Source organism: Streptomyces sp. NPDC016309 (assembly GCF_043077235.1).
In the GTDB taxonomy this organism is placed as follows: domain Bacteria; phylum Actinomycetota; class Actinomycetes; order Streptomycetales; family Streptomycetaceae; genus Streptomyces.
This window is the reverse complement of the sequence record NZ_JBIBSG010000001.1, coordinates 884224-899042: the sequence shown is the minus strand read 5'-3', so window position 1 is coordinate 899042 and position 14819 is coordinate 884224. Positions and strand designations below refer to the sequence as shown.

Genomic DNA, 14819 nt, shown 5'->3' with positions numbered 1-14819 from the left:
CCGTCCGTTTCTCGTCGTCGCCCACGGGCGCGATGCGCGTCAGAGGGGGTGCGGCGGGGTGCGCCGCGTTCCGTACGTCAAGCCTGCTGGTTCGGGCCGGTCGGCACCATGAGGCCCGTATCCGTCTTCGACCGGGGGTTATCCCCCCTAGGTCGTGTCCGCTAGCGGGTGGTGGTGGTGGTGGTGGCGGCGGCGGTGGAGGCGGGGGGCACCTCACGGCGGCGCCAGGGCAGCTCGGCGGTGACCGCCGTCGGCCCGCCGGCCGGGGACTCCAGGAGGAACAGGCCGTCCACCGCCCCGAGCCGCTCCGCCAGGCCCGCCAGGCCCGTGCCCCCGTCGAGCCGGGCGCCCCCGTGCCCGTCGTCGCTGACCTGGATCAGCATCCGGTCGTCCGCCCGCCATATGTCGACCGCGGCCGAGCGCGCCCGGGAGTGCTTCGAGACGTTCTGGAGGAGCTCCGAGACGGTGAAGTAGGCGATCCCCTCGATCGCCTCGGCCGGCCGCTCCGCCAGGTCGACGGTCACCGTGACCGGCACGGTGCAGCGGGACGCGATCGCGGACAGGGCGGCGTCCAGTCCGCGGTCGGTGAGGACGGCGGGGTGGATGCCCCGGGCCAGGTCGCGCAGCTCCTGGAGGGCGAGCTTCACCTCGCCGTGCGCCTCGTCGACCATGGCGGCCGCGGCCTCGGGGTCCTCCAGCAGCTTCTCCTTCGCCAGGCCGAGCCCCATGGCGAGGGCCACCAGCCGGGCCTGGGCGCCGTCGTGCAGGTCCCGCTCGATACGGCGCAGGTCGGCGGCGGCCGTGTCGACGACCACCCCCCGGTCCGACTCCAGCTCCGCCACGCGCCGCTCCAGCTCGTCGGACGGCGCCAGCAGCCCGCGCACCATCGCCCGGTCGGCGTTGGCCAGCCCCCGGACGACGTACGGCAGCACCGGCCACAGCACGATCAGCCCCACCAGGGTCACGGCGAACGTCAGCACGCCCCAGGGCAGCCGGACGAAGTGGTACAGCACCGTCCGCCACGCCACCGGATCCTTGAGCGCCGTCCACAGCCAGCGGCCCAGATCACCGCGCGGCCAGTACGGCAGCGTGCTCGGCTCGTCGATCCGCAGGCCGAGGAGCAGCCTCGCCCGCACCCGCTCCGCCCGGCCCAGCAGCCGCGCTCCCGCCAGACCGGCGGCCAGCAGCGGCAGGCCGACCACGGTCACCGACAGCCCGGCCCCGACGGCCACCATGGTCACCACGTAGACGAACCCGGTCAGGGCCATCGGGAAGTTGGCCAGGAGGTGGGCGACCTCCTTCCAGACGTGCCGGTCGAATGCGATGCGTGCGGTCATGCGGCCCAGCCTGCCGGGCCGCACCGGCGCACGCCATGGGGTTCGTGGGGGGACGTGACGTAGGGGTAGCCCCACCTGAAGTGCGGCACGGCTGATTACCGGCGCTTTGCCAGGGCCTAGACTCCCGTGCGTACAGATCGCATAAGCATCGCCGCGAGGGCAGGGAGCGAGGGACACGGACGTGCCGGAACCGACCGTGCGGACCGTACCGACCGTACTCGCCGCCGACTATTTCCAGAGCTATTCGGTCGTCGGCCTGCTCGCCGTGATCGGCGTGCTGTTCGTGGCGGTCGCCTTCGCGGCCGGCCGGCTGCTGCGGCCCGTGGTGCCGACGCCGGAGAAGCTGCTGACGTACGAATGCGGCGTCGACCCGGTGGGGGAGGGCTGGGCCCACACCCAGGTCCGCTACTACGTCTACGCTTTTCTGTACGTCGTCTTCGCGGTGGACTCGATCTTCCTCTTCCCCTGGGCGACCGTCTTCGCCGCACCCGGTTACGGCGCCACCACGCTGGTCGAGATGTTCATCTTCCTCGGCTTCCTGGCCGTGGGACTGCTCTACGCGTACAAGAAGGGCGTCCTGACATGGACGTGACCCCTGTCGATCTTCCCGAGCCGAAGAGGCTCGGAGCCCTCGCCCGGCTCGCGCCCGAGCCGATGAAGGTGGTCCTGAACTGGGGCCGCCGGTACAGCCTGTGGGTCTTCAACTTCGGGCTCGCCTGCTGCGCGATCGAATTCATCGCCGCGTCGATGGCACGCCACGACTTCATCCGGCTCGGCGTGATCCCCTTCGCCCCCGGACCGCGCCAGGCCGACCTGATGGTCGTGTCCGGCACCGTCACGGACAAGATGGCACCCGCCGTGCGCCGGCTGTACGAGCAGATGCCCGAGCCCAAGTACGTGATCTCCTTCGGGGCCTGCTCCAACTGCGGCGGGCCGTACTGGGACTCGTACTCCGTCACCAAGGGCGTCGACCAGATCATCCCGGTCGACGTGTACGTGCCCGGCTGCCCGCCCCGGCCCGAAGCGCTGCTCCAGGGCATCCTCAAGCTCCAGGAGAAGATCGCCCGGGAGTCGCTGGCCGAGCGCTACGGCCACGGACGCCCGTCGTCGGTCGGCCAGCTCCGCAGCGGCCTGGTGCCCCCGCCGGGAGGTACGGCGTGAACGCGTACGACCGGCTCCCGGAAGCGGTGACCGAGGTCTTCGGCGACGAGGCCACGGCCGAGCGCGCGTACGAGCTGCTCACGGTCGACGTCCCCGCCGGTGCCTGGACCGCCGCCCTGGAGACCGCCCGGGACGAGCTGGGCTGCACCTACTTCGACTGGCTGAGCGCGGTCGACGAGCCGGCCACCGGCTTCCGCGTCTGCGCCCATGTCGTCGCCCTGGAGGGCGGCCGGGTGCGGCGGCTCCTGCTGCGCACGACCGTGCCGCACGACGCCCCCGCCCTTCCCAGCGCCGTGGACGTCTACGCGGGCGCCGCCTGGCACGAGCGCGAGACGCACGAGATGTTCGGCGTCACCTTCACCGGCCACCCGCACCTGGTGCCGCTGCTGCTGCCGGAGGGCTTCGAGGGCCACCCGCTGCGCAAGGACTTCGTGCTGGCCGCGCGCGTGGCCAAGGCGTGGCCGGGCGCCAAGGAGCCGGGCGAGCCCGCGGCGGGCGCGGCGCACGGCGGACCCAAGCGGCGCCAGATGCTGCCGCCGGGCGTTCCCGACCCGAACGACTGGGGCCCCCTCAAGGGCCAGCTCCCGCCCGCCCCGGCGCGCCCCGCCCGTGCCGCCCGCCCGGCCGGTGACCGCCCGGTCCGCCGTACCCGCACCGCGGGCGAGGGCTCCGTCGGCCAGACGGCCCCCGAAGCGACGGCCCCTGAAGCGACGGCTCCCGGGGCGACGGCTCCCGGGGCGACCGCCCCGGAGGCGCCCGCCACGACGCGCCCGCGCCGTACGCGCAGCGCCTCGGACGGCTCGGCGAGCCAGTCCGCCGCCCCGGCGACCCCCGGGGGGCGGACGGAGCCGGCACCGGGAACCGCCCCGGCGCCCCCGCCCCGTACCCGCAGCGCGGACGCCCCCTGGAACAACCCGCGCCCCGCCTTCGACGACACCCCGCCGGCCCCGGAGCCCGCGCCCGCCCCGGAGGCCCCGGCACCCGAGCCGGACGCCCCCGCCCCGGAGCCCGCGCCCGCCCCGGAGGCCCCGGCACCCGAGCCGGACGCCCCCGCCCCGGACGCACCACAGCGGCCCCGGCAGACCGAGCGACCCGAGCGGCCCGAGCGGCCCGAGCGACCCGAGCGGCCCGAAGAGCCCGGCCGGCCCGGGCAACGAGAAGACCCCGCGCAGCCCGCGCAGTCCGAGCAACGAGAAGCCCCCGAACCGCCCGAAGACCCCGAACAGCCCGCACAGTCCGGTGAGCCCGGCCGGCCCGAGCGGCAGGACACGTCCGCCGCTCCGGGCCCCGACGACACCGCACCACGACGCACGACCGGAGGAGACGCGTGAACGACGTACTCGACGTCGCCGTCCGGCTGCTCGTCGTCTTCGCCGTGTTCCTGGTCCTGCCCCTGGTCATCGGCCAGACGGAGCACAAGGTCATGGCCCACATGCAGGGCCGTCTCGGCCCCATGTACGCCGGCGGCTTCCACGGCTGGGCCCAGCTCGTCGCGGACGGGGTGAAGTTCGCGCAGAAGGAGGACGTGGTCCCGGCCGACGCCGACCGCCGCGTCTTCCAGCTCGCCCCCGCCGTCGCGCTCCTCCCGTACCTCCTCGTCCTGGTCGCCATCCCGATCGGCCCCGGGGCCGGGGCCGTCGGTGAGGTCGTCGACGCGGGTGTCTTCTTCGTGCTCGCCGTCATGGGTGTCGGCGTGCTCGGCTCCCTGATGGCGGGCTGGGCGTCCGCCAACAAGTTCTCCCTCCTCGGCGGACTGCGCACCGCCGCCCAGCTCCTCGCGTACGAGCTGCCCATGCTCCTCGCCGCCGCCTCCGTCGCCATGGCGGCCGGCACGGTGTCGCTGCCCGGCATCCTCGACGCCTTCGAGTGGTGGTGGCTGCCCTGGCAGATCGTCGGCGCGCTCGTCTTCTTCGTCGCCGGTCTCGCCGAACTCCAGCGCCCGCCGTTCGACATGCCGGTCGCCGACTCCGAGATCATCTTCGGCGCGTACACCGAGTACACCGGTCTGCGCTTCGCGCTGTTCCTGCTGGCCGAGTACGCCGGCATCGTCGTGCTGTGCGGTCTGACCACCGTCCTGTTCCTCGGCGGCTGGCACGGGCCCTTCGGCGCCGAGGGCCTCGGCTGGGTGTGGACCCTGCTCAAGACGGCCGTGCTCGCCTTCATCGTGATCTGGCTGCGCGTGAGCTACCCGCGGCTGCGCGAGGACCAGCTCCAGAAGCTCGCCTGGACCACGCTGATCCCGCTCGCCCTCGCCCAGATCGCCCTCACCGGCGTCATCAAGGTGGTGATCCAGTAATGGCTCCGATCCCCGGGTCCGGCCTAGCCAAGGGCCTGGCCGTCACCCTCCGCACGATGACGCGGAAGAGCCACACCGCGCAGTACCCCGACGCCCAGCCCGAGCTGCCGCCCCGCACCCGCGGGGTCATCGGACTGTTCGAGGAGAACTGCACGGTCTGCATGCTCTGCGCCCGTGAGTGCCCGGACTGGTGCATCTACATCGACTCCCACAAGGAGACGGTCCCCGCCGCCGCCCCCGGCGGCCGCGAGCGCAGCCGCAACGTCCTCGACCGGTTCGCCATCGACTTCGCGCTCTGCATGTACTGCGGGATCTGCATCGAGGTCTGTCCCTTCGACGCGCTGTTCTGGTCGCCGGAGTTCGAGTACGCGGAAACCGACATCCACGAGCTCACCCACGAACGGGACAAGCTGCGCGAGTGGATGTGGACGGTCCCGGAACCGCCCGCCCTGGACCCCGGCGCGGAGGAGCCCAAGGAGATCGCCGCCGCCCGCAAGGCCGCGGAGAAGCTGGCCGCCGCCCAAGCCGCCGCCGCAGCCGAAGCCGCCCAAGCCGCCGAAACTCCCGCAGCCGAAGCCGCCCCAGCCGCCGAAGCCCCCGAGGCCGGCTCGGGCCGGGCGGCCACCGGAACCCCCGACACACCCCCCGCCGAAGGAGGCACCGCGTGACGCTCGCCGCCGCGAACGCCCCCGGCTTCCTCTCCCCGACCGGCGTCGAGATCGCCTTCCTGCTCGTCGGCGTCGTCACCCTCGGCGCGGCCGTCGTCACGGTCACCACCAGGCAGCTGGTGCACGCCGCCCTCTGGCTGGTCGTGACCCTCGGCGGCCTCGCCGTCGAGTACCTGCTCCTCACGGCCGAGTTCATCGCCTGGGTCCAGGTCCTGATCTACGTCGGTTCCGTCGTCGTCCTCCTCCTCTTCGGGCTGATGCTCACCCGGGCACCCATCGGCCGCTCCCCGGACGCCGACTCCGGCAACCGCCCGGCCGCCCTGGCCGTGGCCGTCGCCGCCGCGGCGGCCCTCCTCTGGGTCGTCGTCGACGCCTTCCGGACCACCTGGATCGACCTCGACGGGCCCGCCCAGGGCTCCACCGCGGTCTCCGGGTCCATCCTCTTCCGGCACTGGGTGCTGCCCTTCGAGGCGCTCTCCGTCCTCCTGCTGGCCGCCCTCGTCGGTGCCATCGTCCTGTCCCGCAAGGACCCCGAGCCGGTCCGGACCCGGAAGGGCGGGAACTGATGCACCTCGCCTACCCGGCGGTCCTCGCCGTCCTGCTGTTCTGCACCGGCCTCTACGGGGTGCTCGCCCGGCGCAACGCGATCCTGGTCCTGATGTCCGTCGAGCTGATGCTCAACGCCGTCAACCTCAACCTGGTCGCCTTCGACGTCTGGCTGCGCGACGCCCTGCACGCCGGACAGGCGCTGACCCTGTTCACCATCGCCATCGCCGCCGCCGAGATCGGCATCGGCCTGGCGATCGTCCTCATGGTCCACCGCAACCGCGGCACCTCGGACATCGACCGGCTCCGCGACAACGCCGAGACCGCCGGCGCGGACGACGCCGGAGCGGACGACACCACGGGCCCCGACGAGAAGGCTGAGGCCGCCGCGTGACCACCACGACCCTCGCCGTCCTCGTCCCCCTCCTCCCCTTCCTCGGCGCCGCCGCCGGACTCCTCCTCGGCCGCACCGCTCCCGGCTTCGTGCGCCCGCTGGCCGTCCTGCCGACGCTCGCCGCCCTCGTGCTCGCCGTCCTCGTCGCCGTACGCCAGGGCGGCGGCGAGGCGATCGACGCGGCGACCCGGCTCACCCCGACCGGTTCGGTGCCGATCGACCTCGCCCTGCACGTGGACGGCTTCGCGGCCCTGACCGCCGTCCTCGTCGGCCTGGTCGCCTCCTGCGTGCAGCTCTACTCGACGGGCTACCTCCGCGACGACCCGCGCTACCCCTCCTACGCGGCGCTCGTCTCCCTGTTCACCTCCGCCATGCTGCTCGTCGTCTACTCCGGCGACCTGATGGTGCTGCTGGTCGGCTGGGAGATCATGGGCATCTGCTCGTACTTCCTCGTCGGCCACTACTGGGAGACGTCCGAGGCCCGGGCCGCCTCCCTCAAGGCCTTCCTCGTCACCAAACTCGGTGACGTCCCCTTCCTGATCGGCCTGTTCGCGCTGGCCACCGACGCCGGCACGTTCCGGATCACCGGGATCCTCGGGACCGTCGCCTCGGGCGGCCTCGACCACCCCACCCTGGTGGCCCTGCTCCTGCTCGCCGGCGTGGCCGGCAAGTCCGCGCAGTTCCCGCTGCACACCTGGCTCCCGGACGCCATGGCCGGTCCGACGCCGGTCTCCGCGCTCATCCACGCGGCGACGATGGTCGCCGCCGGCGTGTACTTCGTGGCGCGGCTCCTGCCCGTCTTCGCCGCCTCCGCGGCCGCCATGACCGTGCTCGCCGTGATGGCGGCGGTCACCATGGTCGGGTCCGGGCTCGCCGCCCTCGCCCAGGACGACATCAAGCGGGTCCTCGCCTACTCGACCATCGGCCAGCTCGGCTACATGGCGGGCGCCCTGGCCGTCGGCGACCGCGGCGCGGCCGTCTTCCACCTCCTGTCGCACGGTGCCTTCAAGGCGCTGCTGTTCCTCGCCGCCGGTGTGGTCATCCACGCCGCCGGAACGAACTCGCTGGCCGCGATGTCCCGCATGCGGGGGCTCGCCGCCCGCGTCCCCGACGCGTACTGGACGATGACCGTCGCCCTGCTCGCGCTGGCCGCGATCCCGCCCTTCGCCGGCTTCTTCTCCAAGGAGGCCGTCCTCGTGGCCGCCGAGCACACCGCCCTCGGCGACCGGACCGTCGCCCCGGCCGGGGCCGGCTGGATCGTCCTCGTCTCCGGTCTGATCACCGCCCTCCTCACCGCCGCGTACGCCACCCGCCTGTGGCTGCTGGCCTTCCGCGGGCGGGGCACCGAGGCCCCCGACCACGGGCGGCAGCCGGCCGTCATGAACGCCGTCCTGTGGGTGCTCGCCGTGCCCTCCCTCGCCTTCGGCCTGACCGTGGGCGTCCTCGACGACTGGTTCGACGGCCACGCCCTGACCCCGACCGTCACCACGGCCGTGCTGGGCACCGGCATCGCCCTCGTCGGCGGACTCGTCACCTACGCCACCTGGCGGCACACCACCGCCCTCGCCGCCCGCCGGCCGATCGGCGCCGTCGCCGCCCACCCCGAGGCCGACCCCGCCGTCTCCGAGGCCGAGGCGATCGCCACGCACACCCCCGCCTACGGGGACATCGCCTCGGCGCCCGACCCCGCCGACCCCGGACGCCTGCTGCTCGGCCCGCTGCACGCCTCCGCCGCGGCCGGGTTCCGGCTGGACGCCGTCTACTCCGCCCTCTTCGTACGCCCGGTCAGGGCGGCCGCCTCCCTGGTCGCCTTCCTCGACCGCGAGGTCGTCGAGACCTACGTACGCGGGGCGGGCGGCGGCACCAACCTGCTGGGACGGGCCGTCCGCCGCGCCCAGACGGGCAACGTGCAGACCTACCTCGGCGCCCTGATCGCCGGTTCCGTCGTCCTGGCGATCGCCGCCGTCGCCCTTGCCAACGTCAACGCCGGATCGTGAGCCGTGATCGATATCAGCGCATCCGTGATGCAGTTCCTCCTCGCGTTCATCGTCGTCGGCCCGCTCGTCGGCGCGGTGGCGGCCCTCCTGCCCGCCCCGCCCGGGCTGAAGGGGAAGTCCCCCGACCAGGCCGTGCTCCGCCACGGCGTGACCGTCACCGGCGTCGTCCTCGCCGCCGCGATCGTCCTCGCGCTGGGCTTCGACCACGACCAGCCGTCGAGGATGCAGGCCACGACGGACATCAGCTGGATCCCGGCCCTGGACGTACGGATCCACCTCGGCACCGACGGCATCTCCCTCCCCCTCCTGGTCCTGACCGCGCTGCTGACCTTCCTCTGCGCGCTGTACGGCTACTTCTCGATGCCCGCGGGCCCGTCCCCCCGGGCCTTCGTCGCCCTGCTGCTCGTCCTGGAGTCCGGCACGCTGGCCACCTTCGCCGTCCTCGACCTGCTGCTGTTCTTCCTGGCCTTCGAGATGGTGCTCATCCCGATGTACTTCCTCATCGCCCGCTGGGGCGGCGAGGGACGCCGGGCGGCCGCCTGGCGCTTCATCCTCTACACCCTGCTCGGTTCCGTCGTCATGCTGCTCGGCCTGCTCCTCATCGGGCTCAAGGCCGGCACCTTCGACATGGTGGCACTCGCCACTGACAACGGCCGCGACATCACCACGTCCGTGCAGGTCATCGCCGTCCTCGCGATCGGCCTCGGCCTCGCCGTCAAGACCCCGATGTGGCCGCTGCACAGCTGGCTGCCGGACGCCCACACCGCGGCCCCCACCGTCGGCTCCGTCCTCCTCGCCGGCGTCCTGCTGAAGATGGGCACGTACGGCTTCGTCCGGATCGCCCTGCCGATCACCCCCGACGGCATGCACGTCCTCGCGCCCTACCTCGCCGCGTTCGCCGCCGCGGGCATCGTCTACGGATCCCTCGCCTGCCTGTCCCTCGCGCGCACCGGCGCCAAGGGCGACCTCAAACGCCTGATCGCCTACTCCTCGGTGGGCCACATGGGCTTCGTGCTGCTGGGCATCGCCACCATGACGCCCACCGGCGTCAACGGCGCGCTCTTCGCCAACGTCGCCCACGGGCTCATCACCGGCCTGCTGTTCTTCCTGGTCGGCGCGATCAAGGACCGGTTCGGCACCGCCGACCTCGACACCCTGGCCGGAGCCACCGGCGCGGCGCTCTACGGCCGCGCGCCCCGCCTCGGCGGCCTCCTGGCCTTCGCCGCCGTCGCCTCCCTCGGCCTGCCCGGCCTGGCCGGGTTCTGGGGCGAGATGCTCGCGCTGTTCGGCGCGTTCCGGCCGGCCGAGGGCCTCAGCCGTCCCGCGTTCCTCACCTTCATGGCCGTCGGCGCGTTCGGCACGCTGCTCACCGCCGCGTACCTCCTCGTCGTCGTCCGGCGCGTCTGCATGGGCGCCGCGCCCAGCGCCGACCGGCCGGCGCTCCCCGACATCCGGCGGTACGAGCTCGCCGCGTGGTCGCCGCTGGCCGTGCTCACCGTCGTCGCCGGCCTCTGGCCCGCGGTCCTCCTCGGTCTGACCGACCCGGCCGTGCAGAAGCTCCTCGCAGGAGGCAAGTCGTGACCCTCGCCGCCCCGAGCGCTCCGGGCGCGGGCGACCTCGTCCAGTCCGTCGACTGGGCCGCCGTCGCGCCGCCCACCATCGCCGCCGCGGTCGCCCTGGCCGTCCTCGTCGCCGACCTCTTCGTCCCGGGGGACCGCAAGCAGCTCCTCGGCTGGGGAGCCGTCACCGGCCTCGTCGCCGCACTCCTGGCCCTGGTACCGCTGCGGGCGGGCGACCGCAGCACCTTCTGCCTGACCACCGACGCCGGCGCGTGCAGCTACACCGCCGACCACTTCGCCCTGGTCATCCAGTTCCTCGTGCTGGGCGGGGCGCTCCTGACGGCCCTGCTGTCGCTGCACGACACCAGGGAGAAGCTGCCGGCGGGCGAGTTCTGGTTCCTGCTGCTGTCCTCGGCGGCCGGGGCCGCGCTGCTGCCCGCCTCCCGGGACCTGGCCACCCTGGTCGTCGCCCTGGAGGTGGCGTCGCTGCCCGCGTTCGCGCTCGTCGGCCTCAAGCGCGGTGACCGCATGTCCGGCGAGGCGGCGCTGAAGTTCTTCCTGTCGTCCGTCACGGCCACCGCCGTGATGCTCCTGGGCGTCAGCTTCGTGTACGCCGCGACCGGCACCCTGCACCTCACCGAGATCGCCCACCTGCTGGACGACGTGCCGGCGGGGCTGGAAACCCTCGCCAAGGCGGGCGTCGCGCTCACCCTGGTCGGCTTCGCCTTCAAGACGGCCGCCGTGCCCTTCCACTTCTGGGTCCCCGACACCTACGTGGGGGCGCCGCTGCCCATCGCCGCCTACCTCTCCGTCGTGGGCAAGGCGGTCGGCTTCACCGGCCTCATCCTGGTGACCGTCGTCGCCTTCCCGACGTACGCGGACGTCTGGGGGCCCGCCCTCGCCGTGCTGGCCGCCCTCACCATGACCGCCGGGAACGTCGCCGCCCTCCGGCAGGTCCCCACGCGCGCGTGGAGCGCGGTACGGCTGCTGGCCTGGTCGTCGGTGGCCCAGGCCGGGTACCTGCTGGTGCCGATCGCGGCCGCCGCGTACTCCGGTGACGACCAGATCGGCGCCACCGTCGCGTACGCCCTGATGTACGCGGTCGTGAACCTCGGCGCCTTCGCCGTCGCGGCCCTGGTCGCCCGTACGCACCCGCTGAACCGGATCTCCGACTACCGGGGCCTGTACGCCACCCGGCCCGCCGCCGCGCTCGTCCTGGCGTTCTTCCTGCTCTGCCTGGCGGGCCTGCCCCCGGGCATCATCGGCCTCTTCGCGAAGGTCACCGTCTTCTCGGCGGCGGTCGACGCGGGCCTGGGCTGGCTGGCGGTCGTGATGGGCGTCAACGTCGTCATCGCCCTCTACTACTACCTCCAGTGGACGGCGGTCCTGTTCCGCGCGCCCGAGGGCGCCCCCGCCGAGCCGGCCGCCGCGCGGCAGGCCGTTCCGGCGCCGCTCACCCTGGCGATCGTCGTGACGGCCGTTGCTGGCGTGGTGCTGTCCGGCTACCCCCAGCTCGTCCTGCGCTTCGCCGCGACCACCCTCTTCTGACCCCGTCGACCCACGCACCATCGAGGAGCACGGCCGTGCTGAACGGTTTCAAGGACTTCATCCTTCGTGGAAACATCATTTCCATGGCGATCGGCCTGGCCGTCGGCGCGGCCTTCACGGCGGTCGTCACCGCCTTCAGCAACGCCTTCATCACCCCGCTCATCGGCATGGCGACCGGCACCGTCGGCGACTTCAGCCACTCCTACTTCACGATCCGGGACGCCAAGTTCCCCTACGGCCTGTTCATCAGCGCCGCCCTGGCGTTCCTGATCACCGCGGCGGTGCTCTACTTCTGCGTCGTCGTCCCGATGATGAAGATCCAGACCCGCTTCAAGCGCGACGAGCCCGTCGACATCAAGGCGGCGGTCCGCGACTGCCCGCGCTGCTTCTCCGCCATCCCGGCCGTCGCCAGCCGCTGCGCCCACTGCACCAGCGAGGTCGAGCCCGTCCGCGAGGCGTTGGAGAAGGCCGGGCTGCCCGCCCAGCGCTGAGTCACCCGAACGGCCCGCCCCCCGCCCCCGGCGCGCCAGGGAACCCGCCATGCCCGCCTGGCGTTGACCAGTACGGGAGGTTCCACTGAACAGTGGACCAGCACCAGGCAAAGGGTCCCCCTGCCGCACCACTTGGAGGGCGTACCGTGCACCGCCGGCACAACGGGCTGAAGACCGCCGTACTCCTCGGGGGGCTGTCCGCACTCATCATCCTGATCGGCAGCCTCTTCGGCCGTACGGGGCTGGTCGTCGCGCTCCTCGTGGCCGTCGGCACCAACGCGTACGCGTACTGGAACAGCGACAAGCTCGCGCTGCGCGCCATGCGCGCCCGCCCGGTGAGCGAGTTCCAGGCACCCGAGCTGTACCGGATGGTCCGGGAGCTCTCCACCCAGGCCCGCCAGCCGATGCCCCGCCTCTACATCTCGCCGACCCAGGCCCCCAACGCCTTCGCCACCGGCCGCAACCCCCGCAACGCCGCCGTGTGCTGCACCGAGGGCATCCTCCAGATCCTGGACGAACGCGAGCTGCGCGGAGTCATCGGCCATGAGCTGAGCCACGTCTACAACCGGGACATCCTGATCTCCTCGGTGGCCGGAGCGCTCGCCTCCGTGATCATGTTCCTGGTCAACTTCGCCTGGCTCGTACCGGTCGGCCGCTCCGACGACGACGACGGCCCCGGACTGCTCGGCATGCTGCTGATCATGATTCTGGGGCCGCTCGCGGCATCGGTGATCCAGCTCGCCATCAGCCGCTCCCGGGAGTACGAGGCGGACGCCTCCGGCGCCCAGCTCACCGGCGACCCGCTCGCCCTGGCCGGCGCGCTGCGCAAGCTGGAGGCCGGCACCAAGCAACTGCCGCTGCCCCCGGAGCCGAGGATCGAGACCGCGAGCCACATGATGATCGCGAACCCGTTCCGTCCCGGCCAGGGATTCGCCAGGATGTTCTCGACACACCCGCCGATGGCGGAACGCATCGCCCGACTCGAACAGATGGCAGGTCACCGCCCGTGAAAGCAATCCTGAACGTCATATGGCTCATCCTGGGCGGCTTCTGGATGTTCCTCGGCTACATGCTCGCGGGCCTGCTGCTCTGCGTCACCGTCATCGGCATCCCCTTCGGCCTGGCGGCCTTCCGCATCGGCCTCTACGCGCTGTGGCCGTTCGGCCAGACCGTCGTCGACCGCCGGGACGCGGGAGCCCCGTCCTGCGTCGGCAACGTCCTGTGGCTGGTCCTCGCCGGCTGGTGGCTGGCGCTCGGCCACGTCGCCACGGGCCTCGCCCTGTGCCTCACCGTCATCGGGATCCCGCTGGGCATCGCGAACTTCAAGCTGATCCCCGTCTCCCTGCTGCCGCTGGGCAAGGAGATCGTCCCCAGCGACCGGCCCTTCGCCACCCGGTGACGCCGGGTCGGTGACGACGAATCCGGGCTTGCCGTCATGGCGCACCAGCGGCGCCAGCGCGGAGGCGGGGACACGGTCCGGACGGTCGGCGAGCAGCGCGCCGCCGTCCTCCGCGCCGGCACCCCCGGCGAACGCGCGCACGCCGGCGGCGGACAGGCCACGTTCCGCCTGCCGCGCCCCGGATCAGTCGCGCCGGACGGCGTACAGCACCGCGCCCGCCGCCAGGACCGCCAGCCCCGCCAGAACCGAGGTGATGGGCAGCGCGAAGGCGAGCGCCAGGCAGCCCGCCAGGCCGGCCGCCGCCAGGACACGCCCCGAACCGAGCGTCCACGACGAGGCGTTGGCGATCGCGTAGTACACCAGCACCCCGAACGACGAGAAGCCGATCGCGCCCCGCACGTCCGCCGTCGCCGCCACCACCGCCACGACCAGCCCCACCGCGAGCTCCGCGTGGTGCGGCACCTGGAAGCGCGGGTGCACGGCCGCCAGCGTGCGCGGCAGATGACCGTCGCGCGCCATCGCCAGCGTCGTACGGGACACCCCCAGGATCAGCGCCAGCAGCGCACCCAGGGCGGCCACCGCCGCGCCCACCCGGACCACCGGGACCAGCCAGGCCGCCCCCGCCGCCCGCGCCGCGTCCGCGAGCGGGGCCGCCGACCCGGCCAGCTCGCGGGCGCCCAGCACCGACAGGACGGCCACCGCGACCGCCGCGTACACCACCAGCGCGATGCCCAGCGCCAGCGGGACCGCCCGCGGGATGGTCCGCGCCGGATCCCGCACCTCCTCGCCGAGCGTGGCGATCCGGGCGTACCCGGCGAACGCGAAGAACAGCAGCCCCGCCGCCTGGAGCACCCCGCCCGCGGACGCGTCCCCGGCCGGTTCCAGCCGCGCGGGGTCCACCGCGTCCGACGCGAGGCAGGAGACGACCACCGCCACCAGGACCGCCAGCACCGCCGCCACGACCACCCGGGTGACGAGCGCCGACTTCCGGACGCCCGCGTAGTTCACGGCGGTCAGCGCCACCACCGCCGCGACCGCCACCGCGTGCGCCTGCCCCGGCCACACGTACGCCCCGACCGTCAGCGCCATCGCCGCGCACGACGCCGTCTTGCCGACCACGAACCCCCAGCCGGCGAGATAGCCCCAGAAGGGACCCAGCCGTTCGCGCCCGTACACGTACGTCCCGCCGGAGGCCGGGTAGCGGGCGGCCAGCCGGGCCGAGGCCGTCGCGTTGCAGTAGGCCACCGCCCCGGCCAGCGCCAGTCCCGGGAGCAGGCCGCTCCCGGCGGCGCCGGCCGCCGGGCCGAGGGCCACGAAGATCCCGGCCCCCACCATCGCCCCCAGCCCGATGACGACCGCGTCGAGGACGCCCAGTGACCGCCGCAGCTCCTGTGCCATGTGCCGCACCCTACTGACCGTCGCA

Annotated in this window: 15 protein-coding genes; 13 read left to right on the top strand and 2 right to left on the bottom strand. The window is 73.3% G+C overall.

Annotated features, from left to right (window positions below):
• Positions 1 to 161: 161 nt before the first annotated feature.
• Positions 162 to 1337 carry a sensor histidine kinase gene (locus ACF068_RS04175; RefSeq protein ID WP_392272564.1) on the bottom strand — a complete coding sequence of 392 codons (1176 nt, stop codon included), beginning with the start codon at positions 1335 to 1337 and terminating at the stop codon, positions 162 to 164.
• Positions 1338 to 1518: 181 nt separating this feature from the next.
• Between ACF068_RS04175 and ACF068_RS04170 the strand changes: the two genes are divergently transcribed.
• From ACF068_RS04170 to ACF068_RS04110, 13 genes are all read left to right on the top strand, one after another.
• Positions 1519 to 1929, top strand: a complete 411-nt coding sequence (locus tag ACF068_RS04170) for an NADH-quinone oxidoreductase subunit A (protein WP_392272563.1) — start codon at positions 1519 to 1521, stop codon at positions 1927 to 1929.
• Entirely contained in the window at positions 1920 to 2498 is a 579-nt protein-coding gene (locus tag ACF068_RS04165; protein ID WP_392272562.1) for an NADH-quinone oxidoreductase subunit B, read from the top strand. Before ACF068_RS04170 ends, ACF068_RS04165 begins: the two co-directional genes overlap by 10 nt.
• Positions 2495 to 3829 carry an NADH-quinone oxidoreductase subunit C gene (locus ACF068_RS04160; protein WP_392272561.1) on the top strand — a complete coding sequence of 445 codons (1335 nt, stop codon included), beginning with the start codon at positions 2495 to 2497 and terminating at the stop codon, positions 3827 to 3829. Before ACF068_RS04165 ends, ACF068_RS04160 begins: the two co-directional genes overlap by 4 nt.
• Positions 3826 to 4794, top strand: a complete 969-nt coding sequence (locus ACF068_RS04155) for an NADH-quinone oxidoreductase subunit H (protein WP_392272560.1) — start codon at positions 3826 to 3828, stop codon at positions 4792 to 4794. The genes ACF068_RS04160 and ACF068_RS04155 overlap by 4 nt, the downstream gene beginning before the upstream one ends.
• Positions 4794 to 5462 carry a NuoI/complex I 23 kDa subunit family protein gene (locus ACF068_RS04150; protein WP_392272559.1) on the top strand — a complete coding sequence of 223 codons (669 nt, stop codon included), beginning with the start codon at positions 4794 to 4796 and terminating at the stop codon, positions 5460 to 5462. Before ACF068_RS04155 ends, ACF068_RS04150 begins: the two co-directional genes overlap by 1 nt.
• Complete coding sequence (locus ACF068_RS04145) at positions 5459 to 6028, top strand: NADH-quinone oxidoreductase subunit J (RefSeq protein ID WP_392272558.1); 570 nt, start codon at positions 5459 to 5461, stop codon at positions 6026 to 6028. The genes ACF068_RS04150 and ACF068_RS04145 overlap by 4 nt, the downstream gene beginning before the upstream one ends.
• Complete coding sequence (gene nuoK / locus ACF068_RS04140) at positions 6028 to 6402, top strand: NADH-quinone oxidoreductase subunit NuoK (RefSeq protein WP_392272557.1); 375 nt, start codon at positions 6028 to 6030, stop codon at positions 6400 to 6402. Before ACF068_RS04145 ends, nuoK begins: the two co-directional genes overlap by 1 nt.
• The gene (locus ACF068_RS04135; protein ID WP_392272556.1) at positions 6399 to 8399 is read left to right on the top strand and encodes an NADH-quinone oxidoreductase subunit L; all 2001 of its coding nucleotides are present in this window, start codon (positions 6399 to 6401) and stop codon (positions 8397 to 8399) included. Before nuoK ends, ACF068_RS04135 begins: the two co-directional genes overlap by 4 nt.
• A 3-nt stretch (positions 8400 to 8402) precedes the next feature.
• Positions 8403 to 9980: an NADH-quinone oxidoreductase subunit M gene (locus ACF068_RS04130; RefSeq protein WP_392272555.1), complete on the top strand. Its 1578-nt coding sequence runs from the start codon at positions 8403 to 8405 to the stop codon at positions 9978 to 9980.
• Positions 9977 to 11506, top strand: a complete 1530-nt coding sequence (locus ACF068_RS04125; RefSeq protein ID WP_392272554.1) for an NADH-quinone oxidoreductase subunit N — start codon at positions 9977 to 9979, stop codon at positions 11504 to 11506. Before ACF068_RS04130 ends, ACF068_RS04125 begins: the two co-directional genes overlap by 4 nt.
• 35 nt (positions 11507 to 11541) lie before the next feature.
• Positions 11542 to 11997 (top strand): large conductance mechanosensitive channel protein MscL, encoded by a 456-nt coding sequence (mscL, locus tag ACF068_RS04120; RefSeq protein WP_392272553.1) that lies wholly within the window; start codon positions 11542 to 11544, stop codon positions 11995 to 11997.
• Positions 11998 to 12143: 146 nt separating this feature from the next.
• Positions 12144 to 13007, top strand: a complete 864-nt coding sequence (htpX, locus tag ACF068_RS04115) for a zinc metalloprotease HtpX (protein WP_392272552.1) — start codon at positions 12144 to 12146, stop codon at positions 13005 to 13007.
• On the top strand, positions 13004 to 13396 hold the full coding sequence (locus ACF068_RS04110; RefSeq protein ID WP_392272551.1) for a YccF domain-containing protein: 393 nt from the start codon (positions 13004 to 13006) through the stop codon (positions 13394 to 13396). Before htpX ends, ACF068_RS04110 begins: the two co-directional genes overlap by 4 nt.
• Positions 13397 to 13579: 183 nt before the next feature.
• Here ACF068_RS04110 and ACF068_RS04105 read toward each other — a convergent pair whose 3' ends face one another.
• Entirely contained in the window at positions 13580 to 14794 is a 1215-nt protein-coding gene (locus ACF068_RS04105) for an APC family permease (protein WP_392272550.1), read from the bottom strand.
• Positions 14795 to 14819 lie beyond the last annotated feature (25 nt).